Source organism: Mesorhizobium sp. Root695 (assembly GCF_001428185.1).
GTDB lineage: Bacteria > Pseudomonadota > Alphaproteobacteria > Rhizobiales > Rhizobiaceae > Mesorhizobium.
The window spans coordinates 86,340-107,392 of sequence record NZ_LMHO01000023.1 but is presented as its reverse complement, the minus strand read 5'-3'; the positions used below and the strand labels follow the sequence as shown (position 1 = coordinate 107,392).

Annotated in this window: 23 protein-coding genes; 10 read left to right on the top strand and 13 right to left on the bottom strand. The window is 63.8% G+C overall.

Annotated elements, in window-relative coordinates; genetic code table 11:
• Window position 1 precedes the first annotated feature (1 nt).
• From ASD99_RS19520 to ASD99_RS19510, 3 genes are read left to right on the top strand one after another with little or no spacing between them, the layout of a single operon-like run.
• Complete coding sequence (locus ASD99_RS19520; protein WP_056595015.1) at window positions 2-1,525, top strand: tripartite tricarboxylate transporter permease; 1,524 nt, start codon at window positions 2-4, stop codon at window positions 1,523-1,525.
• Between the two features lie 15 nt (window positions 1,526-1,540).
• On the top strand, window positions 1,541-2,725 hold the full coding sequence (locus ASD99_RS19515) for a CaiB/BaiF CoA transferase family protein (RefSeq protein ID WP_057144622.1): 1,185 nt from the start codon (window positions 1,541-1,543) through the stop codon (window positions 2,723-2,725).
• Window positions 2,722-3,573: a citryl-CoA lyase gene (locus ASD99_RS19510; RefSeq protein ID WP_057144621.1), complete on the top strand. Its 852-nt coding sequence runs from the start codon at window positions 2,722-2,724 to the stop codon at window positions 3,571-3,573. The genes ASD99_RS19515 and ASD99_RS19510 overlap by 4 nt, the downstream gene beginning before the upstream one ends.
• Window positions 3,574-3,577: 4 nt before the next feature.
• On the opposite strand, the gene ASD99_RS19505 is transcribed toward ASD99_RS19510, so the two are convergent.
• Window positions 3,578-4,054, bottom strand: a complete 477-nt coding sequence (locus ASD99_RS19505) for an NUDIX hydrolase (RefSeq protein WP_056595021.1) — start codon at window positions 4,052-4,054, stop codon at window positions 3,578-3,580.
• A gap of 127 nt (window positions 4,055-4,181) precedes the next feature.
• Complete coding sequence (locus tag ASD99_RS19500) at window positions 4,182-4,490, bottom strand: hypothetical protein (protein ID WP_056595023.1); 309 nt, start codon at window positions 4,488-4,490, stop codon at window positions 4,182-4,184.
• A gap of 60 nt (window positions 4,491-4,550) precedes the next feature.
• On the opposite strand from ASD99_RS19500, the gene ASD99_RS19495 reads away from it, so the two are divergent.
• Both ASD99_RS19495 and ASD99_RS19490 read left to right on the top strand, forming a co-directional pair.
• Window positions 4,551-4,790, top strand: a complete 240-nt coding sequence (locus ASD99_RS19495; protein WP_156389033.1) for a hypothetical protein — start codon at window positions 4,551-4,553, stop codon at window positions 4,788-4,790.
• A gap of 34 nt (window positions 4,791-4,824) precedes the next feature.
• Entirely contained in the window at window positions 4,825-5,400 is a 576-nt protein-coding gene (locus tag ASD99_RS19490; RefSeq protein WP_057144619.1) for an invasion associated locus B family protein, read from the top strand.
• 104 nt (window positions 5,401-5,504) lie between these two features.
• On the opposite strand, the gene coaBC is transcribed toward ASD99_RS19490, so the two are convergent.
• From coaBC to ubiE, 3 genes are all read right to left on the bottom strand, one after another.
• Window positions 5,505-6,977, bottom strand: a complete 1,473-nt coding sequence (coaBC, locus tag ASD99_RS19485) for a bifunctional phosphopantothenoylcysteine decarboxylase/phosphopantothenate--cysteine ligase CoaBC (protein WP_056595031.1) — start codon at window positions 6,975-6,977, stop codon at window positions 5,505-5,507.
• Window positions 6,978-7,063: 86 nt separating this feature from the next.
• Window positions 7,064-8,638: a 2-polyprenylphenol 6-hydroxylase gene (gene ubiB / locus ASD99_RS19480; protein ID WP_057144899.1), complete on the bottom strand. Its 1,575-nt coding sequence runs from the start codon at window positions 8,636-8,638 to the stop codon at window positions 7,064-7,066.
• A 70-nt stretch (window positions 8,639-8,708) separates the two neighbouring features.
• Entirely contained in the window at window positions 8,709-9,485 is a 777-nt protein-coding gene (gene ubiE, locus ASD99_RS19475) for a bifunctional demethylmenaquinone methyltransferase/2-methoxy-6-polyprenyl-1,4-benzoquinol methylase UbiE (RefSeq protein ID WP_057144618.1), read from the bottom strand.
• A 134-nt stretch (window positions 9,486-9,619) separates the two neighbouring features.
• On the opposite strand from ubiE, the gene ASD99_RS19470 reads away from it, so the two are divergent.
• The 3 genes from ASD99_RS19470 to ASD99_RS19460 all read left to right on the top strand — a co-directional run bounded on the left by ASD99_RS19470 (window position 9,620) and on the right by ASD99_RS19460 (window position 12,133).
• On the top strand, window positions 9,620-10,594 hold the full coding sequence (locus ASD99_RS19470) for an adenosine deaminase (protein WP_056595035.1): 975 nt from the start codon (window positions 9,620-9,622) through the stop codon (window positions 10,592-10,594).
• A gap of 147 nt (window positions 10,595-10,741) precedes the next feature.
• A complete protein-coding gene (upp, locus tag ASD99_RS19465) occupies window positions 10,742-11,371 on the top strand; it encodes a uracil phosphoribosyltransferase (protein WP_023671129.1) in 630 nt (209 codons plus the stop codon).
• A gap of 198 nt (window positions 11,372-11,569) precedes the next feature.
• Window positions 11,570-12,133, top strand: coding sequence for a TIGR02281 family clan AA aspartic protease (locus ASD99_RS19460; protein ID WP_056595037.1), 564 nt, complete (start codon window positions 11,570-11,572; stop codon window positions 12,131-12,133).
• Window positions 12,134-12,244: 111 nt separating this feature from the next.
• On the opposite strand, the gene deoA is transcribed toward ASD99_RS19460, so the two are convergent.
• From deoA to ASD99_RS19430, 6 genes are all read right to left on the bottom strand, one after another.
• On the bottom strand, window positions 12,245-13,564 hold the full coding sequence (gene deoA, locus ASD99_RS19455) for a thymidine phosphorylase (RefSeq protein WP_056595039.1): 1,320 nt from the start codon (window positions 13,562-13,564) through the stop codon (window positions 12,245-12,247).
• A complete protein-coding gene (locus tag ASD99_RS19450) occupies window positions 13,564-14,373 on the bottom strand; it encodes a purine-nucleoside phosphorylase (protein WP_056595041.1) in 810 nt (269 codons plus the stop codon). The genes deoA and ASD99_RS19450 overlap by 1 nt, the downstream gene beginning before the upstream one ends.
• 30 nt (window positions 14,374-14,403) lie before the next feature.
• Window positions 14,404-14,796 carry a cytidine deaminase gene (gene cdd / locus ASD99_RS19445; protein WP_056595042.1) on the bottom strand — a complete coding sequence of 131 codons (393 nt, stop codon included), beginning with the start codon at window positions 14,794-14,796 and terminating at the stop codon, window positions 14,404-14,406.
• A gap of 62 nt (window positions 14,797-14,858) precedes the next feature.
• On the bottom strand, window positions 14,859-15,830 hold the full coding sequence (locus ASD99_RS19440) for an ABC transporter permease (protein WP_057144617.1): 972 nt from the start codon (window positions 15,828-15,830) through the stop codon (window positions 14,859-14,861).
• Between the two features lies 1 nt (window position 15,831).
• Window positions 15,832-16,971: an ABC transporter permease gene (locus ASD99_RS19435; RefSeq protein WP_056595047.1), complete on the bottom strand. Its 1,140-nt coding sequence runs from the start codon at window positions 16,969-16,971 to the stop codon at window positions 15,832-15,834.
• Window positions 16,968-18,500, bottom strand: coding sequence for an ABC transporter ATP-binding protein (locus ASD99_RS19430; RefSeq protein ID WP_057144616.1), 1,533 nt, complete (start codon window positions 18,498-18,500; stop codon window positions 16,968-16,970). Before ASD99_RS19430 ends, ASD99_RS19435 begins: the two co-directional genes overlap by 4 nt.
• Before the next feature lie 216 nt (window positions 18,501-18,716).
• Here ASD99_RS19430 and ASD99_RS19425 point away from each other — a divergent pair, with 216 nt between their 5' ends.
• Window positions 18,717-18,926: a SlyX family protein gene (locus ASD99_RS19425; RefSeq protein WP_056595051.1), complete on the top strand. Its 210-nt coding sequence runs from the start codon at window positions 18,717-18,719 to the stop codon at window positions 18,924-18,926.
• Window positions 18,927-18,949: 23 nt separating this feature from the next.
• Complete coding sequence (locus tag ASD99_RS19420; protein WP_057144615.1) at window positions 18,950-19,342, top strand: hypothetical protein; 393 nt, start codon at window positions 18,950-18,952, stop codon at window positions 19,340-19,342.
• 15 nt (window positions 19,343-19,357) lie between these two features.
• Here the strand turns inward: ASD99_RS19420 and ASD99_RS19415 are convergent, their stop codons facing one another.
• Window positions 19,358-19,819, bottom strand: a complete 462-nt coding sequence (locus ASD99_RS19415) for a GNAT family N-acetyltransferase (protein ID WP_057144614.1) — start codon at window positions 19,817-19,819, stop codon at window positions 19,358-19,360.
• Window positions 19,820-19,936: 117 nt separating this feature from the next.
• Window positions 19,937-20,926: a BMP family lipoprotein gene (locus ASD99_RS19410; protein WP_057144898.1), complete on the bottom strand. Its 990-nt coding sequence runs from the start codon at window positions 20,924-20,926 to the stop codon at window positions 19,937-19,939.
• Window positions 20,927-21,053 lie beyond the last annotated feature (127 nt).

Genomic DNA, 21,053 nt, shown 5'->3' with positions numbered 1-21,053 from the left:
CATGGAAACGCTCGGCCATCTCGCACATGGCTTCTCGGTTGCCTTTACCCCGGTCAATCTTCTGTGGTGCCTGCTCGGCACCACACTCGGCACCGCCATTGGCGTGCTGCCCGGTCTCGGGCCGGCGCTGACCATCGCCTTACTGCTGCCCATCACCTATCAGGTGGCGCCGGAGGCCTCTTTCATCCTGTTCGCCGGTATCTATTACGGCGCCATGTATGGCGGCTCGACGACCTCGATCCTGCTCAACACGCCCGGCGAAAGCGCCACCATCGTCACCGCGCTGGAAGGCAACAAGATGGCGCGGTCCGGCCGCGGCGGTGCGGCACTTGCCACCTCGGCGATCGGCTCTTTCGTCGCCGGCACGATCGGCACGATGGGCGTCGCCTTTCTGGCGCCGGTGGTGGTCAAGTTCGCGTTGGCCTTCGGCCCGGCCGAATATTTCTCGCTGATGGTGCTGGCCTTTATCACCGTTTCTGCGGTGCTCGGGTCGTCCTCTGTGCGCGGCCTGACCAGCCTGTTCGCCGGCTTCGTCATCGGCATGATCGGCGTCGACCTGCAGACTGGCCAGCCGCGCTTCACCTTCGGCATGACCGAATTGCTCGACGGCGTCGACGTCATCATTGCCGCCGTCGGCCTGTTTGCCGTCGGCGAGACGCTCTACATGGCCTCGCGCCGCTATGCCGGCAAGGACGAGATCGTGCCGCTGAAGGGCTCGCTCTACATGACATCCGCCGAGTGGGGCCGTTCGTGGAAACCCTGGCTGCGGGGCGCTGCGATCGGCTTCCCGATCGGCGCCATGCCGGCCGGCGGTGCCGAAATCCCGACCTTCCTGTCCTATGCGATCGAAAAGAAGCTGTCGAAGCACAAGGAAGAGTTCGGCACGGTCGGCGCCATCGAAGGCGTTGCCGGGCCCGAGGCTGCCAACAATGCGTCCGCAGCCGGCGTGCTGGTGCCGATGCTGACGCTTGGCCTGCCAACCTCGGCGACGGCGGCGATCATGCTCTCCGCGTTCCAGAGCTACGGCATCAATCCTGGGCCGCTGCTTCTGACGACCCAGGGCGACCTCGTCTGGGGGCTGATCGCCAGCCTGTTCATCGCCAACGTCATCCTCGTCATCCTCAACCTGCCGCTGATCGGGCTGTGGGTGCGGCTGCTGAAAATCCCGGCGCCGCAGCTCTATGCCGGCATCCTGGTGTTCGCCACGGTCGGCACCTATGGCATTTCGCAATCGCCTATCGACCTCGTCATCCTCTATCTCCTGGGGGCGGCCGGCTTCCTGATGCGGCGTTTCGATTTCCCGACCGCGCCCGTCATCATCGGCATGATCCTGGGGCCACTTGCCGAAACCCAGTTTCGCCGGGCGATGACCATCTCGAATGGCGACTGGTCGGTGTTTTACACCCACAAGCTGTCGCTGACGCTGCTGACGCTCGCCTTCATCGGGCTTGCCGGCCCGCATATCTGGGCCTTCATCGAGCATCGGCGTCGGCGCGGACCGGAGCATGTGCCTGGCGATGCCTGATCGATTCCTGATGCTATGACAGAACTGCTTGCCGGTATTCGCGTCCTCGACCTGACCAACGTCCTGGCCGGCCCCTATTGCGCCTATCAGCTGGCGCTGCTCGGCGCTGACGTGATCAAGGTCGAGGCACCGCAAGGCGGCGACCTGGCCCGCCAGCTCGGCGGGTCACCAAAGCTCAACAGCGCCGGCATGGGCGCCTCGTTCCTGGCGCAGAACGCCGGCAAACGATCGGTGACGCTCGACCTCAAGAAGCCAGCCGATCGCGAGCGCTTCCTCGATCTGGTCGCCAGCGCCGATGCACTGGTGGAGAATTTCCGCCCCGGCGTGATGGATCGGCTCGGCCTTGGCTACGAGGCGCTGAAGGCGGTCCGTCCCGGCCTCGTCTATTGTGCAATATCGGGCTTCGGCCAGACCGGACCGATGCGCGACAATCCCGCCTATGACCAGATCATCCAGGGGCTGTCGGGGATCATGAGCATCACCGGCACCCCTGAAACCGCGCCGCTTCGGGTCGGCTATCCGGTCGCCGACACGCTTGGCGGACTGGTCGGCGCGTTCTCCATCGCCTCGGCGCTGGTGCGGCAGAAGACGAGCGGCGAGGGTGCCTTTCTCGACGTCTCGATGCTCGAATGCACGCTTTCCGCACTTGGCTGGCCGGTCTCCAACTACCTGACCGCAGGTGTCGATCCCCAGCCAATGGGCAATGAGAACATGACTGCTGCACCCTCTGGCGCGTTTCGCACCGGCGACGGGCTGCTCAACATCGCCGCCAATAAGCAGGAGCAGTTCGTGACGCTGTGCCGGCTGATCGGCCGGCCGGAACTGGCCGGGGATGCTCGCTTTGCCGAGCGCGAGACGCGCAAGCGCAACCGTGCGGCGCTAAAAGTCGAGATCGAGGACGCCTTGGCGAGCGCCCCGGCGGGGGACTGGGAAGAGACGCTCAATCGTGCCGGCGTGCCCGCCGGCAGGGTGCTGACGATCCCGCAAGTTCTGGCCGAGCCGCAAGTGCTCGAACGCCAGGTGACCACCGATTTTGATGATGTGGCTGGCATGGACAAGCCGTTGACCGTTCTGCGCGGCGGCTTTATGGTCAATGGCGCGGCGCCCTTGCCGACCAAGCCGCCACCGGCGCTAGGTGAGCATATGGATGAGGTTTTCGCCGACCTGCCGCCCCGCGCCAAGGCAAAGGCACGGGCATGAGCGGCACGGAGAAGAAGACTGGCCGCGAGCGCGGCGAGGAATGGTGGCAGACCGACATCATAGAGATGCGGCCGGGTGTCATCCGGCTGCGCGGCTACGAGATCCAGGATCTGATCGGCCGCGTCAGCTTCCCGGCGATGATCTGGCTGATGCTGCGTGGCGAACTGCCCAGCGAGGATCAGGCCTCGCTGCTCGGCATTGCACTCGGTGCCGCCGTCGACCACGGACCGCAGGCGCCGTCGATCGCCATCGCGCGCATGGCGGCAACCTGCGGCGTCGGCATCAACAGCGCCATGGCCTCGGCCATCAATGTTCTCGGCGACGTGCATGGCGGTGCCGGCGAACAGGCGCTGTCCTTCTACGGTGACATTGCCGTGGCGATCGATGCCGGGATGACGCTGAATGAAGCGGTCTCGGCACGGCTCGACCGGTTCTTCGCCGAGGAGAAGGGCTATGTACCGGGGCTCGGACACCGCTTCCATCCTGTCGATCCGCGCGCGCCGCGCCTGCTGGAACTGACCCGCGAATTTGCCGCGCGCGGTGTCGTCAATGGACGTTTCGCGGACATCGCCGAGGCGATCGAGACGGACGTCGCACGGCGCAAGGGGAAGAAGATACCGCTCAACATCGATGGCGCCACCGCAGTCATCTATGGCGAACTCGGCTTTCCGCCGCCGCTGACGCGCGGGCTTTTCGTGCTGTCACGCTCGGTCGGCATCCTGGCGCATGCCTGGGAGCAGTCGCAGCAGGCCGAGCGAAACAAGGGGCCGCTGCCGCGCGAGTGGTTGTGGGCCTATACCGGCACGCCTGTACGGCCGTTTCCCGAAGGGGATGACGCCGGCGAGTGAGGCTTTATGCCTGATCGACCGGCACAGGCTGAGGAAGCTTCAGCGTCTTCACCAACGTCGAAAGGTCGGGCTCATCGATGAGCATGGCCGCGTCGGCCGGCGCCAGCCAGGCCCGCTGGCGTCGTTTGGCTTCCTGCCAGTCAACCAGCTCCTCCGTCACCTCAAGCAGATAGACGATGACGTCGACGCGGACAAAGCGGTTGGCCAGCCGCTTCCAGTAGGAATAGGTGCCCGCCGGCTGCTTCAGCGTCTTGCCGAGCACACCGGCTTCCTCCTGTGCCTCGATGGTGGCCGCCTTGCGTCCGCTCTTGCCCTTCATCGGCCATCCCTTGGGGACAATGAAGCGTCTCGTGGTTCGCGACGTGACCAGCATCACCTCGGTATCGCCGCGCGCGTTCAGTCGAAAGGGAATAGCCGCCACCTGGCGGATCGTCTCGCCCTTCTTTGCCTTGCGTACTGCCTTTTTCTTAGTGGCTGCCATTCTTGAATCCAGTCGATGCAATGCCGCATAGCGCGACAAGGCGTCGTTGCAAAACCAAAACTTTCGCGCGTGCCGAAAGGCACTCCGAATACATAAGTCGGCTAAATAAATGAAAAGCGCCTGGATGTCAGCGGCAATTGCTCACGGCGGTGGTGCCGATTATCTGCGTCTGGCAGTTTGGCTTGAATTCCTGCACGACCGGTGGCGGCTGCCGGATGATCTGGCGGTCCTGGGCACGATACTGCTGCTGTTGCTGCTGGTATTGCTGCCTCTGCACCCTGTTTTGCAGGATTTGCAGGTCGTTTTGCCGGATGAGCGCGTTGTTGTCGGTGGCGGGATTGAGGGCCTGCGCGGAAGCTGGCAGGCAAGCGCCCACCAGCATTGCCGTGGCCAGCATTGCCGATGTGAAGATTGTTGATGGTCGAAGCGCCGACATCGGCTCATTCCCGCGCAAAAAACACTGTCCATTGATATAGGGTGTTTGCGCGGCGATGCCATGGCCAGCGTCGATCGAAACGAAATCGGCTTGTCATCCGCCGAAGGCCGCTTCGCGGCGGCGGAGAATCTGCCTGGCGACCCCGCATTGCACTTGACGGAGGCCGTCGATTCGCCGCTCTATCGGGTCGGCGCCGACCTTGAGCCGAATGGCGTCGGCATGTCCGTCAGCTATGATGGCGCCTTCGGTGAAACAGTTGAACAGAGCGCTATCAGCGCGTCTCTCAAGGTCAGTTTCTAGCTGACCCGAGGCGGAGCCCGGCGGGAGGGTCTTGATGAGCAAGTACGCGTATTTCGTGGCGATGCTGGGCATGGCCTGCGTCGTCGGTGTGCCGGCCGTCGCAGCGCAAACCAAGGGCGACAAGGTGGCGGCGCCGCCCGTCGCCGATGCGCCGCAGCTGCCCGGGGGCGCGTCGGCACTGTCCGAAACCCACGGCGACTGGACGGTCAATTGCCAGATATTGGGCACCACCAAGACCTGCAGCCTGTTGCATCAGCAATTCAACAAGCAAAGCAATCAGCGCCTGCTGGCGATCGAGCTGTCGAGCAAGACTGGCGAGGATGCCACGGGAACGCTTGCGCTGCCGTTCGGGCTGACCCTGGCCAAGGGGGTCAGCCTGACTATCGACGATCAGAAACTGGACGGCAGCCTGGCATTCAACACCTGCCAGGTCGTCGGCTGTCTGGTGCCGGTGGCGTTCGATGCGACTGTCACGCCGCTGCTGAAATCAGGGACCACCCTCAAGATCGACGCCTTGGCGGCCGACACAGGACAGGCGGTGAGCTTTTCCATTCCGCTCAACGGCTTTGCCGGTGCGCTTGCCCGGACCGCGGAGCTTTTGACCAATTGATGTAGAGCCGCAGGACTTGAGGCGCGCCGCCTGAATGCCGTCTCTCGGCAAGAGGTGGTGCGTCACTGCGGCAGAACGTGGCGGCAGGACATCTTTGCGCCGGCTCAAACGACGATCGTTTTAAGCCGTTCGGCGATCAGGGCGGCGAGCCGGGCCGCCACTTCGTCCTTGCTCATCTCGGGCCATCCCTCGACACCTGCCTTGGACACGATCCGCACCCGGTTGCGATCGCCTCCCATCACGCCCGAAGGACCGACGCCGCTGGCCTGTGACACGTCGTTGGCGACGATGAGATCGGCGCCTTTCTTCTTTAGCTTTGCCTCGGCGTTGCGCAGGAGATTCTGTGTCTCGGCGGCGAAGCCGATCACCAGGCCGGGTCGCTGGCTGTGATGGCCGACGCCGGCGAGGATGTCGGGATTCTCCACCATGCGCAGCACCGGTGGCCCTTCGCCCGCGACCTTCTTGATCTTTTCACCGGCCGAATTCTCGCTGCGCCAGTCGGCAACGGCGGCGACGAACACCGCCGCGTCGGCGGGCAGGAGCTGTTCCACCGCATCGCGCATCTCTTGTGCACGTTCGACATGGATGGTCTTCACGCCTGCCGGATCGGCGATGCCGACAGGGCCGGAGACGAGGTGCACATCGGCGCCGAGCCTGGCCAATGCTGCCGCGATGGCATGGCCCTGCTTGCCCGACGAACGGTTGGCGATGTAGCGCACCGGGTCGATCGGCTCATGCGTCGGGCCGGAGGTGACGATGATCTTGCGCCCCGACAGCGGCCTGGGGCCGACATCGAGCAGCGCCTCGATCGCGGCGACGATCTCCAGCGGTTCGGCCATGCGGCCTTCGCCCGCCTCATTACTCTCGGCCATCTCGCCTTTGGCCGGACCGATAAAAGAGATGCCGTCCTTTTGTAGCGTCGCGCGGTTGCGGCGGGTGGCCGGATGCGCCCACATTCTTGGGTTCATGGCTGGCGCCATCAACACAGGCTTGTCTGTGGCGACAAGCACGGTGGAGGCAAGATCGTTGGCGTGGCCGTTGGCGAGCTTGGCCATCAGGTCGGCGGTGGCGGGCGCTACCACCAGCAGATCGGCCTCGCGCGACAGCCTGATATGGCCGACATCATGCTCGTCATTGCGGTCGAACAGTTCGGTAAAGACATGGTCGGCGGAGAGCGCGCCGACCGACAGCGTGGTGACGAATTCCTGCGCGGCCGATGTCATGACCACCCGAACCGCAGCTCCGCGCTCGCGCAGCCGACGGATCAGATCGAGCGCCTTGTAGGCGGCAATGCCGCCACCGATGATGAGCAGGATGCGCTTGCCGGAAAGGCTGCCGCGCGGCACGCTCTTTCCTGCCAGCGCGGTAGCCGGGGTCGCCGCGCCGTGCACGCTGGTCAGTTCGCGCAGCGTTTTCTCAATCTGATCGATGCGACCCACTGGGCCGATCTGCCCGTCAACGGCGGCGCGGATCATAACCCGCGCCTGCTCTTCCATGGAGCGGTCGTTTTCCGCCGCCAATCGACGCAGCAACTCCTTGACCTCATCGTCAAGGTTGCGGATCGTGATGCTGGCCATCTGATTGCACTCAGCTGTGACTGCCGAGTGCAATGATAGCAATGCTATCAGATTACTGCAAGTTGGCCAAACCGATCCGTCGGGGTCTAGATGATCTTCCAGGCGATATAGACCAGCGTCAGCGCGATCACCCACAGCGCCAGGCGGCCAGAGCGGCTGTAACGCGCCTCGGCCTTGCCGATGGCGCGCGCGGTTGTCTCGTCGAAGCGCAGGCCGTGCTCGGCCATCAGGTCGATCTCGCGCGACAGCCGGTCCGTGCGCGCTGCAAGCTCCGGCATCTGGCGGGCCAACGTCAGCAGCGCCCTGGCGCCGTCGCGCGCATCGATCATCATGCCACGTGGACCAAGGTTGCCGGCGATCCAGCCGCCGACCACCGGTTCGGCCGCCTTCCACATGTTGAAGGCCGGGTCGAGCGTGCGCGCGACGCCCTCGACCACCACCATGGTCTTTTGCAGCAGGATCAGTTCCGGCCGCGTCGCCATGTCGAAGAGTTCGGTCACCTCGAACAGCAGCGTCAAAAGCTTGGCCATCGAAATGGTCTCGGCAGGCTGGCCGTGGATCGGCTCACCGATCGCCCGGATCGCCTGCGCGAAGGCCGCGACATTGTGCTGGCGCGGCACGTAGCCGGCCTCGAAATGCACTTCGGCGACGCGCAGATAGTCGCGCGTGATGAAGCCGTAGAGGATTTCGGCGAGGAAGCGGCGCTCCTTCTTGCCGAGCCTGCCGGCAATGCCGAGATCGACGGCGACGATGGTGCCGTTTGCCTCGACGAAGAGGTTGCCCGGGTGCATGTCGGCGTGGAAGAAGCCGTCGCGCAGCGTATGGCGCAGGAACGACTGGATGAGGTTGGCGGCGATCGCTTTCAGATCGTGGCCTGCGGCCTCCAGGCCAGCAATGTCGTTCATCTTGACGCCGTCGACCCATTCCATGGTCAGCACGTCGCGGCCGGTACGCTCCCAGTCGACGGATGGCACACGGAAGCCGGGATCGTCCTTGGTGTTCTCACCAAGCTCAGAGAGCGCGGCCGCCTCGAGGCGAAGGTCCATCTCGATCTTGGTGGTCTGCGCCAGCGTCTCGGTGACCTCCACCGGCCGCAGCCGGCGTGACGACGGGATGTATTTTTCCTGCAGGCGGGCGGCGAGGAAATAGCTTTCGAGATCCTGGAAGAAGCGGCGGCGCACGCCGGGCCGGATCACCTTGACCGCCACCTTGGTGGCAACGCCGTCATGGATGGTGTCGGCGGCATGGACCTGGGCGATGGAGGCGGCTGCGACCGGATCGCCGAATTGCGCGTAGAGATCGCCGACCTTGCGCCCGAGGGAAGCCTCGATAGCCGTGATGGCTTCAGCCTTCGGGAAGGTGTGCATCTTGTCCTGCAACATGGCGAGATCGAGCGCCATGTCGTTGCCGACGACGTCGGGCCGCGTCGCCAGGAACTGGCCGAGCTTGACGTAGGATGGACCGAGTCGGACGACCGCCTTGGCCAGCCGGTCGCTGCGCTCATAGGCAAGGGCGCGACGGCGGGTGAACAATCGCGCCAGCCGCCAGCCGAATTTCGGCAGGCCCGACAGCTCCTCGCCCGGCAAGGCGGCGACGACGCCCTCGCGCACCAGCACCCAGCCGGCCCTTACGAGCCGAAATCCAGCGCTGACCGTGCTCATGGCCGCGCCCGTCCTGCCGGCTCTTTGAACCGGCACGCACCACATCGCCTGCGAGAAATGCGAGCCAGCCTCAAAGCTTCCAGCCCGAATGAAGCGCGGCAATACCGCCGGAATAATTGCGGAAGGAAACGCGGTCGAAGCCGGCGCGGGAAATCATCGTCGCGAAATTCTGCTGATTGGGGAACCTGGCGATCGATTCGACCAGATAGGAATAGGGCTCGCCGTCGCCGGTGACCATCTTGCCGATCCTCGGAATGGCATTGAACGACCAGGCCTCGTAGGCCTTGTCGAGCAACGGCATCTCGACCTCGGAAAATTCCAGGCACAGGAAGCGCCCGCCCGGCTTCAGCACGCGAAACGCTTCACTCAGCGCGACATCGATGCGCGGCACGTTGCGGATGCCGAAAGCGATCGTGTAGGCGTCGAATGTGGCATCAGCGAAGGGCAGTTCCTCGGCATTGGCCTCGACGAAATCGGTGTTGCCGGACAGGCCTTTCTTTTCGGCCCGGTCGCGGCCGACGGCCAGCATCGAGCCATTGATGTCGAGCACGGTGGCATGGGCGTTGCGATGACTGGCATCGACGATGCGGAAGGCGATGTCGCCGGTGCCTCCGGCAACGTCGAGCACCTTCCAGCCCGCCCGCTTCGGCGGATTGAGCCACGTCACCATGGCATCCTTCCACAGCCGGTGCAGGCCGGCCGACATCAGATCGTTCATCAGGTCGTAGCGGTTGGCGACCTTGTGGAAAACATCGTTGACCAGGGACTGCTTGTCGCCAGCCCCTACGCGCTTGAAACCATAGGAGGTTTCCATCCCGCCCGCGGCCGTGGTTCTCTCAGCTGACATTTTTTTGATCCGTCATAAAACCGGCGGGACCATAGCCGATCGATGGTGCGGGCGCTATTGTTTAAGGCGCGGTGTTCAGCCGCGCTTCCAGGTGGCGGGTTTTCAAGACCTGGACAGACCGACGGGATGATTGAATGCCTTTGAAAGCGGAACTGCACTGCCACATTGAAGGGGCAGCGGCGCCCGAACTCGTCATCCGCCAGGCGCAGAAATACGGCAAGGACACCTCGCCCTATATCCAGAACGGCTCCTTCGTCTGGCATGATTTCACGTCCTTCCTCGCGGCTTATGACTTTTCCTCTGATCTGTTTCGCACTGAGGAGGACTATGCGCGGTTGGCCGACCATTATCTGACCAGCCTTGCCCGCGACGGGGCAATCTATTCCGAGGTGTTCACCTCGCCAGACCATGCCAGGAAGGCGGGCCTGTCGCCCAAGGCCTATACCGACGCGCTCGGCGAAGGCATGGCCCGTGCCAAGGCCAAGACCGGCATCGAGGGCCGCATGATCGTCACCGGCGTGCGCCATGTCGGCGTCGAGTCGATCGAGCAGGCGGCGCGCTTCGCGGCGCGCTGCGGGCATCCGCTGGTCACCGGTTTCGGCGTCGCCGGCGATGAGCGCATCGGCGAGATGGAGGACTATGTCAGGGCTTTCGAGATCGCCCGCGAGGCCGGGCTCGGCATCACCATCCACGCCGGCGAACTGACGGGCTGGGAGACGGTCCAGGCGGCGCTCGATCACATCCGTCCGTCCCGCATCGGCCATGGCGTGCGTGCCATCGAGAATCCGGACCTTGTCCGTCGCATTGCCGACGAGGGCGTGGTGCTGGAATGCTGTCCCGGCTCCAACATCGCGCTCAAGGTATTCGACAGCTTTGCCGACCATCCGTTTCCGGCCCTGCAGGCGGCCGGTTGCAAGGTGACGCTCAATTCCGACGACCCGCCCTATTTCTGGACCTCGCTCAAGCGTGAATACGATATCGCCACCGAGCATTTCTCGATGAACGACAAGGCGCTGACTGCTGTCACCAGAACGGCCATCGAAGCCGCTTTCGTCGACAAAAAGACCAAGACTGCGCTTCTTACCCGGTTGAACGGCGCGGCACGCTGATTTCTGCCGACAAAGCTGTGGTCGGTGCGGGCCAAGCGGTTCCTTGGCCGGTGCATTGTCGCTAGGGTTCGCTCAAGCAGCTTGAAACGCGGCGCGTCCGAAAGGACCATGGCACGCACTTTCGGGCGCAGGAATCAGGAGAACACCATGCAGGGCGTCACCGTCGTCGACCATCCGCTTGTCCAGCACAAGCTGACCATCATGCGCAAGAAGGAAACCTCGACGGCGGGCTTCCGCCGGCTGCTGCGCGAAATATCGCTGCTGCTCGGCTACGAGGTCACCCGCAACCTCGAACTGACGACGACGACGATCGAAACGCCGATGGAAACCATGGAGGCGCCAACGCTGGAGGGCAAGAAGCTGGTCTTCGCCTCGGTGCTGCGCGCCGGCAACGGCTTGCTGGAAGGCCTGCTCGATCTGGTGCCGGCCGCCCGCGTCGCCCATGTCGGTCTCTACCGCGATCACGAGACACTGGAAGCGGTCGAGTATTTCTTCAAGGCGCCGAGCGACCTCGCCGACCGTCTGGTGATCGTCGTCGATCCGATGCTGGCGACCGCCAATTCGGCGATCGCGGCGATCGACAAATTGAAAGAGCGCGGCGCCACCAACATCCGTTTCCTTTGCCTGCTGGCCGCGCCCGAGGGCATCGAGCGCTTCACCAAGGCCCATCCGGATGTTCCCGTGTTCACCGCTTCGATCGACCGCCAGCTCAACGAGAAGGGTTACATCATGCCCGGCCTTGGCGATGCCGGCGACCGCATGTACGGGACCAAGTAATTTACCGAAAATTTACGCAAAGGCGCGGTTTTGGCACGCGTTAAAGCGGCAAACACCATCCGGGCTTAACGATCGGCTGTCACTACAGCGCCGCGCGTCCATTCGGACGCGCAAAGGACGCTGTAGCACTTTGATTTTGCGCATGATCCTTTCCGAAAATCGATCCCGATTTTCGGGGTCATGCGGCGAGGCCGATCCATGCTGCGCAAGCTTCTCATCCTCGGCGTTTTTGCCGGTACATCGGCATCGATACCGATTGTGTATCAGTCGAATCCGCAACTCGTCGACAACCTGCTGAAATCAGCGACGCCCGGCAAACCCGCCGTCAAAGCCCAGCCGGAAATCAACCTAGCATCAGTGCCGGACAAGCCGGCGGCGCCGCTGCCGATGGGCCGCAAGGTCGTCGTAGCGGCAGACGAGCGCGGACATTTCTCGTCGGCCTTCAAGCTCAACGGACGTCAGGTCGACGGCATGATCGACACCGGCGCGACATTGGTCGCCATCAACACCTCGACGGCCCGCAGGATCGGGCTGTCGCTGAACGCTTCCGACTTCAGCCACGAGGTCAGCACCGCCAACGGCACCATCAAGGCGGCCGTGGCAATGATCGACCGCCTGCAGATCGGCAACATCACGGTCAATGACGTCCAGACCATCGTGCTCGACGACAGGGCGCTGCGCACCAATCTGATCGGCATGAGCTTCCTCAACCGGCTCAACAAATACCAAGTCGAGAACGGCACGCTGCTGCTCGTTCAGTAACTAAAGCGCGTCGCGTTCGACGCGCCTTAGGTCTTTGATTTTATGCATGTCGTTTTCCCAACAAAGCATGATGTCGTCCGAAAACCGCTTCACACTTTTCGGCATCATGCTCTAGCCCCGCGGCAGAATCCGCCGGATGACCGACTTGTCGGCGGCCGGCTTCGAAGCGCCGACCGTATAGGCCGAAAGCACAGCGGCGGCGGCGACCTCGGCATCGGCCAATGAGCGGGCATGGACCAGCGCCAGCGGCTCGCCGCTCCTCACCTCCGCACCGATCGGCAACAGCCTGGTGATGCCGACCGCGGGGTCGACCTTGTCGTCCGGCCGCGTGCGTCCGCCTCCCAGGCCAACCACGGCGAGCCCGATGTCGCGGGTCGCGATGCCGGTGACGAAGCCATTCGCCGTCGCCTTGACGGCAAACTCGGTCGCCGCCGCAGCCAAGTATCTTTCCGGCTTCTCGATGAAATCGGCCGGGCCGCCGAGCACGGCGACCATGCGCGCGAAGGTGGCGGCGGCGCGGCCGCTGGAGAGCGTCTCGGTGGCGCGCCGCATGCCATCCTGGTTGGACGAAACCAGTCCCGCCGACTGCAGCATCTCGGCGGCCAGCGCCAGCGTCACATCCTCGAGCCGACGGTCACGAAACCGACCGGTGAGGAAATCGACGGCGTTGCGCACCTCGACGGCGTTGCCGGCGGCCGACGCCAGCGGCTCATTCATGCCGGTGATCAACGCCGAAGCCTTCAGCCCGGCGCCACTGGCGATCTCGACCAGGCTGTTGGCGAGTGCGGTGGCGTCGCGCGATTTTTCCATGAAGGCGCCGTTGCCGACCTTGACGTCGAGCACCAGCGATTGCAGCCCGGCCGCCAGCTTCTTCGACAGGATCGAAGCGGTGATCAGCGGCACCGATTCGACCGTGCCGGTGACGTCGCGGATGGCATAGAGCCGTCGATCGGCCGGCGCGAGGTCGGCGGTCTGGCCGATGATGGCGCAGCCGGTTTCGAGCACCGCCTTGCGAAACAGTGCAATATCGGGCTGGCTGATGTAGCCAGGGATCGCATCCATCTTGTCCAGCGTGCCGCCGGTGTGGCCAAGGCCGCGGCCTGATATCATCGGCACATAAGCGCCGCATGCGGCGACGATCGGCGCCAGCATCAGCGAAACATTGTCGCCGACGCCGCCAGTCGAATGCTTGTCGGTGACCGGGCCGGGCAGGTCCGACCAGTCGAGCACGTCACCGGAATCGCGCATCGCCAGGGTCAGCGCCACAGCCTCGTCGCGGTTCATTCCGTTGAAGAACACCGCCATGGCGAAAGCGCCGACCTGGCCATCCGAAACGGCCCCTGACGTCACGCCCTCGACGAAGTCGGCGATCTCCTGCTCCGACAGCCTCAGGCCATCGCGCTTGCGGCGGATGATTTCCTGGGGAAGCATCAGCTCTCCAGCAGTCCGTCGCGGAACACGCGCTGCAGGATCTTTGCCAGCCGCGCGCCGCCTATCGGCGCCATGTCCTTGGTCTCCTGGTGCGAAAGCTCGGCCCCGGTCATGCCGGCCGCCAAATTGGTGATGACCGAACAAGCGGCGACGCGCAGTCCAAGGAAACGGGCGAGAATGACCTCCGGTACGGTCGACATGCCGACCGCGTTGGCGCCCATGACGCGCGCCATGCGGATTTCAGCGGGTGTTTCGAAGCATGGCCCCGAGAACCACATGTAGACACCCTTGTGCAGCGTGGTGCCGGTCGCTTTCGCCGCCCGTTCAATGGCCTTGCGAATGCCGGCATCATAGGCCTCGGTGAGACCAACGAAGCGGCGGTCGCTGGGCTCGCCGATCAGCGGGTTGGTGCCAGAAAAATTGATGTGGTCCGATATCAGCATCACCGAGCCCGGCGGCATGTCGGGATCGACCGAGCCGGCGGCGTTGGTGAGGATCAGTTTCGCGATGCCGATGCCGGCAAGCACTTCCAGCACCGGTCGCATCGCCGCAGCAACGCCGTGCTCGTAGTAGTGGGCGCGGCCGGACAGCATCAGCACCGGCACACCGGCAAACAGCCCCGCGACCACTTCACCGGCATGGCCGGTGACGCCGCTTCTTGGAAAGCCCGGCAGGTCGGCATAGGGGATGCGGATCGGATGCTCGATCTGGTCGACCAGCCCGCCCAGGCCCGAACCCAGCACCAGCGCTGTCAACGGCGCCAAGCCGTCCAGTCTTTCGATGAGATGGTCGAGAGCCTTTTCCGTCATTGCAGCCAGCTCTTCATTTCAGCCCGTTGTTCATTTCAAAATGTCGCCGCGGAAGCCGTAGGGCAGCATCTCGCCCATGGTCACGGTCTCGGCCACACCGGCATTGTCGCAGAGATATAGCTTTGTTTCCGGCCGGCAGAATTCGGCCAGTCGCTGCCGGCAGCCGCCGCAAGGCGAGCACTTCGCCATGCGCTCGGCAAGAACGGCGATTTCCACGATCTTGCCGCCACCGCCCATGATGTAGTGGCTGAGCGCTGTGGTCTCGGCGCACCAGCCTTCCGGGTAGGACGCGACCTCGATATTGGCGCCTGTAAAGACACGTCCGTCCTCGGTGCGCAAGGCAGCGCCCACCGGAAATTTCGAATAGGGCGCGTAGGCCTTGGCCATGGCAGCCTTGGCGGCCTCAAACAGATCATGCGACATTCAGCTGTTCTCTCCGATGATCGTGTCCAAAACCCGGCACCAAGCCGCCCCGTTGCTGCGGCTCAGCGTTCCTTCACGTAAGGCACGCCGCCGGCGCGTGGCGGAATGGCCTTGCCGATGAAGCCGGCGAGCAGGATGACGGTGAGGATGTAGGGCAGCGCCTGCATGAACTGCACCGGCACCTTGCCGATGATCGGCAGCGGCGAGCCTTGCAGGCGAATCGACAGCGCGTCGAGGAAGCCGAACAACAGGCAGGCGAACATGGCGTTGACCGGCTTCCACTTGGCGAAGATCAGCGCGGCCAGCGCGATGTAGCCCTTGCCGGCGGTCATGTCCTTGACGAAGCCGCCATTTTGCACCATCGACAGATAGGCGCCGGCAATGCCGGTGAGGATGCCGGTGCAGATCAGCGCCCGGTAGCGCAGCCAGGCGACGGAGATGCCGGCGGTGTCGACGGCGGCCGGGTTCTCGCCGACGGCGCGCAGGCGCAGGCCGAATCGGGTGCGAAACAGCACCCACCAGGTGAACGGCACCATCGCGAAGGCGAGGTAGACCAGGATCGAGTGACCCGACAGCAGCTCGGCATAGATCGGTCCGAGGATCGGCACGTCGTGGATGGCGTCGGCACCCGGCAGAGTAATGGCCTCGAAGCGCTCGCCCGGTTGCAGCGCCGGCGTGCGCCCGCCCTGCTGGAACCAGGCCTGGCCGAGAATGATGGTCGAGCCGGCGGCGATGAAATTGATCGCCACGCCGGAGACGATCTGGTTGCCGCGATGGGTGATCGAGGCAAAGCCGTGGATCATGGCAAACGCGACCGAGATCAGGATCGCCATGCCGAGGCCGAGCAAGGCCGAATGGAACACGGAAGCGGCCGCAGCACCGGCGAAGGCGCCGACCAGCATCTTGCCTTCGAGGCCGATGTCGAAGATGCCGGCGCGTTCCGAATAGAGGCCAGCGAGGCAGGCGAGCAGCAGCGGCACCGAGAGGCGGATGGTGGAGTCCAGTGTCTGGACGACTGCGTTGAACACGTCCATCTCAGGCACCCTTCCCCTTGACCGCTTCCATGCCGACCGATCGCGGGCTGAGCGAGGCGAACAGCGCCTGGATGTAAGGCCGGAACATGTGCTCGAGGGCGCCGGCAAACAGGATCACCAGACCCTGGATGATGACGATCATGTCGCGGCTGATCGCCGGCATCTCGAAGGCGAGTTCGGCGCCGCCCTGATAGAGCATGCCAAACAGGATCGCCGCCAGCACGATGCCGACCGGATGCAGGCGGCCCATCAGCGCCACGGCGATGCCGACGAAGCCGGCGCCGGAAACGAAGTCGATGGCGACATTGTGCTGGTCGCCCATCACCGGATTGAGCGCCATCATGCCGGCGAGAGCGCCCGAGATCATCATGGCGGTGATGATGATGCGGGTTTCGGAAATGCCAGCATAGCGCGCCGCCTTCGGGCTGTGGCCGTAGGTGCGCATCTCATAGCCGAGCTTGGTGCGCCAGATCAGCAGCCAGACCAGGAAGGCCATGGCCAGCGCCAGCAGGAAGGAAATGTTGAGCGGCGCCGAACGGATCTTGGCGCCGAACAGTTCGATGATCCAGTTGAGCTTCGGCAATTCCGCGCCGGCGAGGAAGTTGCGCGTCTGCGGCGCTTGCGATGCTGCCGGCTTCAACGGCCCGACCAGCAGGTACACCATGATCGAGGCGGCGATGAAGTTGAACATGATGGTGGTGATGACGATGTGCGAGCCGCGCTTGGCCTGCAAGTAGGCGGGAATAAGCGCCCACAACGCGCCCACGAGCGCCGCGGCAACGATCGCCAGCGGAAAGGTCAGCCACCACGGTAGTGTGCTGTCGAAGCTCAGGCAGACGATGGCGATGCCAAGGCCGGCAATGTAGGCCTGCCCCTCGGTGCCGATGTTGAACAGGCCACAATGCGCTGCCACGGCGACCGAAAGCCCGGTGAATATGAAGGTGGTGGCATAGAAGAGGGTGAAGGCAATACCTGTGCCCTTGCCGAAGGCGCCTTCGACCAGGATGACAGCGGCGCGGAACGGATTCTCGCCGACCAGAAGCACGACGAAGCCGGCGACGACGAAGGCGACGAACAGATTGATCAGCGGGATCAGGCCGTAGTCAGCCCAGGCCGGCAGTTTGGCGTAAGGCGTGCTCATTCGGCGGCTTCCTGATGCTCGACGCCGGCCATTAGCAGGCCGAGCTCGCCTTCGGTCGCTTCCGGGCCTCGTTCGCCGACGATGCGGCCGGCAAACATCACCAGGATGCGGTCGGAAAGCGAACGGATCTCGTCCAGCTCGACCGACACCACCAGCACCGCCTTGCCCTGGTCGCGCATGGCGATCAGGCGCTTGTGGATGAATTCGATGGCGCCGACATCGACGCCGCGCGTCGGTTGGCCGACGATGAGAACACCCGGGTCCTGTTCCATCTCTCGCGCGAGCACGATCTTCTGCTGGTTGCCGCCGGAGAAATTGGCGGTCTTCAGCCGGCAGTCCGCCGGGCGGATATCGTATTTGGCGATCTTGTCCTTGGCATCGTTGCGGATGGCCTCGATGTTGAGGAACGGACCCTTCAGATAGCGGGGGTCGTCATGATAGCCGAGGATGGAATTCTCATTCTCCTCGAAGGCCAGCACCAGCCCGACGTGATGGCGGTCCTCAGGCACATGCGCCAGGCCACGGTCGCGCAATTCTCCGGGGTCGGCGGCACCGGTCAGGTCGATCGGCTTGCCGTCGAGCATGACCGAGCCGGAGACTGCGCGCCTGATGCCGGAAATCGCCTCGAGCAGTTCGGATTGGCCGTTGCCGGCGACACCGGCGATGCCAACGATCTCGCCGGCCCTGATATCGAAAGAGATGTCGTCGACCATGGTGACGCCGCGAGTGTCCTTCACGGTCAGGTTCTTGACCGCGAGCTTGACACCGCCGGCGTCCGCCTCGCCCTTTTCGACCCTGAGCAGCACACGTCGCCCGACCATCAGCTCGGCCAGCTCCTCTACGGTGGTCTTCTTGGTCTCGCGCGTCGCTACCATCGTGCCCTGGCGCATGACCGACACCGTGTCGGTGATGGCCATGATCTCGCGCAGTTTGTGGGTGATCAGCACCACCGTCTTGCCCTGTTCCTTCAACTGCCTGAGGATGCGGAACAGATGGTCGGCCTCGGCCGGCGTAAGCACGCCCGTCGGCTCGTCGAGGATCAAGATCTCGGCGCCGCGATAAAGCGCCTTGAGGATCTCGACGCGCTGCTGCAGGCCGACCGGCAGTTCCTCGATGATCGCATCGGGATCGACTTCCAGCCCGTATTCGCGTTCGAGACGCTCGAGTTCGGAGCGCGCCTTGACTATGCTCTTCTTCAGCAGCGCATCGCTCTCGGCGCCGAGGATGATGTTTTCCAGCACCGAGAAATTGTCGACCAGCATGAAATGCTGATGCACCATGCCGATGCCGAGCGCGATTGCGTCATTGGGCGTCTTGATCGAGGCCGGCTGGCCGCCGACGCGGACCTCGCCGCTGTCGGCCTGGTAGAAGCCATAGAGGATCGACATTAGCGTCGACTTGCCGGCCCCGTTCTCGCCGACGATGCCGTGGATGGTGCCGCGCACGATCTGCAGATTGATGTCGCGGTTGGCGCGCACGGCGCCAAAACTCTTGTTGATGCCGATCAGCTCGATTGCGGCTTGCGCCATGCAGCCTGTCCCACTCGTATTTTTTTATCGCTTGGTCAAAACGCCTAGCATGACGCTCCGCCCATGCCAATTGGCAGGAGCAGTGTTCACTCTCGACAAATCCCGGTGCGCTTGTCAATTTCCAACGTGGCCGGGGCCTTCACATTCGCTAATATGGCAAAGCCGAAATTCGCATCACGGCGCACGACATCGCGGTGAAGGACTGGGGAATTCCATATGATCATGCCCGCCGATCGGCTGACGACGCTGGAGATCCGCGCTGCCGAACAGGAGAAGACCATTGAGGAACTGTCCGGCCAGATCGCCGAGCAGTGGAAGGTGATCGAACGCATGCAGCGCAAGCTCGACGCGCTGACGGATCGCTTCCTGGCGCTGGAGGAGCAGGCAGGAGATGATGTGCCCGTAACCAAGCCGCCGCATTGGTGAGGAAAAGGGGGAGGGTGCACGCCATGGCCAGTGAAAGCGATCGCGTCGCGCGGGCCGGCGACTATGTGCTCGGCCTGATGAACGACGCGGAACGTGAACGGGCCGAGCGCGATCTGGAGATCGACCCGGCCTTCCGCGACGCCGTCGTAGATCTCGCCGAACGCATGCACATCATCGGCCGTGCCGAACCGGCTGATGGCGAAGCGCGCTGGGAGCAGATCACCCAGTACATTGTCGACCTGCCGCAGATGCGCAGCTCTGGCCTGGGCGATGCCAGGTCGCCAACCGTGATCCGAAGCCTGCCGCAGCGGCCGCACAGCATTGGCCTGCACACGCTTGGCGGCCGGCGCGGATTTGTCGTGGCCGTCGCGTTGATCGTGGCGTTCGCGCTGGGGTACCTGGCCGGCACATTTTAGAGCTTTCTTTCGGGATCATGCGCGCGGCCGGCACGACATCAGAGCCACCGTTTCGTCGTCCTGCCCAAAAACCTCAATCATGGTCCAGCCAAGGGCTGCGTAGAAATCACGTGCTTCCCATGTGTAGAGATAGAGTGTCTCGACACCCCGCGCAGCCGCATGGGCTTTAGTCGCCCTGACCAGCGCGCTGCCGATCCCTGCGCCTCGATACCCGGCATCGACAACCAACCCGGCCAACCATGGCGTGAGACCATGCGCCGGTTCAAGTTCGTGCCGGACCAGCAGGCACGAGCCAACCGGCACATCGCCGATTCGGGCCACGAATGCCGCCTCGAAGCCATCACCGGCAAGCAGTCGGTGAAGGCCTGCCGCATCCTCTTCGACAGTCCTTGCCGTCCCCTCGAAAAAGGTGGCCAGGCGCAGTCGCGCGACGGCTGTTAAATCGCGCTCCCGCATGGGTTCGATTGTCGGCTGCATCCTTGTCCCGGAATGGTGTCCGTTGCGGGTGGCGAATATTTCGCTCGACCCGGTAGAAGGCAAAACCGCCGGGCTTGCGCCCGGCGGTTTGCGGATCTTGGCTTATGCCCGAGCCGCTCAATAGGGGCAGGCGTTGTCGGCGGTGTAGTCGTGCACCTCGATCTTGCCGGCGATGATGTCGGCCTTGGCCTTTTCGACGGCGGCTTTCATCTCGTCGGTGACCAGCGCCTTGTTGTTGTCGTCCATGGCGTAGTCGACGCCGCCTTCCTTGAGGCCGAGATTTTGCAGGCCGCCCTTGAATGTGCCGTTCTTGCCGTCCATGAAGGCGCTGTAGACGGCAACGTCGACGCGCTTCAGCATCGAGGTCAGCACTTTGCCGGGCTGCAGGCCGTTCTGGTTGGAATCGACGCCGATGCCGAGCTTGCCGGCATCAGCCGCCGCCTGCAACACGCCGACGCCGGTACCGCCGGCCGCAGCATAGACCACGTCGGAGCCTTGGTCGATCTGCGTCTTGGCGATCTCACCGCCCTTGGCCGGGTCGTTCCACGCGGCCGGCGTATCACCGGTCATGTTCTGGATGACGTCGGTCGCACCGGCCGACTTGGCGCCGCCGACATAGCCGCATTCGAACTTGCGGATCAGCGGGATGTCCATGCCACCGACGAAGCTGACCTTCTTGGACTTCGAGGCCATCGCCGCCATGATGCCGACGAGATAGGAGCCTTCGTTCTCCTTGAATACCAGCGAGCGAACATTGGGCAGGTCGACGGCGTCGTCGATGATGGCGAAGTTGAGATCGGGATATTCGGCCGCGACCTTCTTCAGCGCATCCTCCCAGGCGAAGCCGGCCATGACGATCGGGTTGTGGCCGTCCTCGGCGAAGCGGCGCAGCGCCTGCTCGCGCTGCGAGGCATTGGACACCTCGAACTCGACATAAGCGACGCCGGTCTCGGTCTTGAACTTCTCGGCGCCGTGATAGGCAGCCTCGTTGAAGGATTTGTCGAACTTACCGCCGAGATCATAGAGGATGGCCGGCTCGACATCCGCGGCGAAAGCCGGAAGAACCATTGCGGTTGCGGCCAGGAGGCCGAGAACGATACGTTTCATGTGATCCACACCCTGTCGGTTATTTTTCCGTTACGCACCGGATACCAGCCCGGTTCTCCGGCAGGCATACGACGTCAGCCAGGAGTGTACTCCCCTCCCGCTCGGGTCAATCTGGCATGGCCCGAAA

Excerpts from the sequence above, each read along its gene's own strand:
- ASD99_RS19520 (WP_056595015.1), top strand. The coding sequence starts at position 2 with ATGGAAACGCTCGGCCATCTCGCACATGGCTTCTCGGTTGCCTTTACC.
- ASD99_RS19515 (WP_057144622.1), top strand. The coding sequence starts at position 1,541 with ATGACAGAACTGCTTGCCGGTATTCGCGTCCTCGACCTGACCAACGTC.
- ASD99_RS19510 (WP_057144621.1), top strand. The coding sequence starts at position 2,722 with ATGAGCGGCACGGAGAAGAAGACTGGCCGCGAGCGCGGCGAGGAATGG.
- ASD99_RS19505 (WP_056595021.1), bottom strand. The coding sequence starts at position 4,054 with ATGGCAGCCACTAAGAAAAAGGCAGTACGCAAGGCAAAGAAGGGCGAG.
- ASD99_RS19500 (WP_056595023.1), bottom strand. The coding sequence starts at position 4,490 with ATGTCGGCGCTTCGACCATCAACAATCTTCACATCGGCAATGCTGGCC.
- ASD99_RS19495 (WP_156389033.1), top strand. The coding sequence starts at position 4,551 with ATGGCCAGCGTCGATCGAAACGAAATCGGCTTGTCATCCGCCGAAGGC.
- ASD99_RS19490 (WP_057144619.1), top strand. The coding sequence starts at position 4,825 with ATGAGCAAGTACGCGTATTTCGTGGCGATGCTGGGCATGGCCTGCGTC.
- coaBC (WP_056595031.1), bottom strand. The coding sequence starts at position 6,977 with ATGGCCAGCATCACGATCCGCAACCTTGACGATGAGGTCAAGGAGTTG.
- ubiB (WP_057144899.1), bottom strand. The coding sequence starts at position 8,638 with ATGAGCACGGTCAGCGCTGGATTTCGGCTCGTAAGGGCCGGCTGGGTG.
- ubiE (WP_057144618.1), bottom strand. The coding sequence starts at position 9,485 with ATGTCAGCTGAGAGAACCACGGCCGCGGGCGGGATGGAAACCTCCTAT.
- ASD99_RS19470 (WP_056595035.1), top strand. The coding sequence starts at position 9,620 with ATGCCTTTGAAAGCGGAACTGCACTGCCACATTGAAGGGGCAGCGGCG.
- upp (WP_023671129.1), top strand. The coding sequence starts at position 10,742 with ATGCAGGGCGTCACCGTCGTCGACCATCCGCTTGTCCAGCACAAGCTG.
- ASD99_RS19460 (WP_056595037.1), top strand. The coding sequence starts at position 11,570 with ATGCTGCGCAAGCTTCTCATCCTCGGCGTTTTTGCCGGTACATCGGCA.
- deoA (WP_056595039.1), bottom strand. The coding sequence starts at position 13,564 with ATGCTTCCCCAGGAAATCATCCGCCGCAAGCGCGATGGCCTGAGGCTG.
- ASD99_RS19450 (WP_056595041.1), bottom strand. The coding sequence starts at position 14,373 with ATGACGGAAAAGGCTCTCGACCATCTCATCGAAAGACTGGACGGCTTG.
- cdd (WP_056595042.1), bottom strand. The coding sequence starts at position 14,796 with ATGTCGCATGATCTGTTTGAGGCCGCCAAGGCTGCCATGGCCAAGGCC.
- ASD99_RS19440 (WP_057144617.1), bottom strand. The coding sequence starts at position 15,830 with ATGGACGTGTTCAACGCAGTCGTCCAGACACTGGACTCCACCATCCGC.
- ASD99_RS19435 (WP_056595047.1), bottom strand. The coding sequence starts at position 16,971 with ATGAGCACGCCTTACGCCAAACTGCCGGCCTGGGCTGACTACGGCCTG.
- ASD99_RS19430 (WP_057144616.1), bottom strand. The coding sequence starts at position 18,500 with ATGGCGCAAGCCGCAATCGAGCTGATCGGCATCAACAAGAGTTTTGGC.
- ASD99_RS19425 (WP_056595051.1), top strand. The coding sequence starts at position 18,717 with ATGATCATGCCCGCCGATCGGCTGACGACGCTGGAGATCCGCGCTGCC.
- ASD99_RS19420 (WP_057144615.1), top strand. The coding sequence starts at position 18,950 with ATGGCCAGTGAAAGCGATCGCGTCGCGCGGGCCGGCGACTATGTGCTC.
- ASD99_RS19415 (WP_057144614.1), bottom strand. The coding sequence starts at position 19,819 with ATGCAGCCGACAATCGAACCCATGCGGGAGCGCGATTTAACAGCCGTC.
- ASD99_RS19410 (WP_057144898.1), bottom strand. The coding sequence starts at position 20,926 with ATGAAACGTATCGTTCTCGGCCTCCTGGCCGCAACCGCAATGGTTCTT.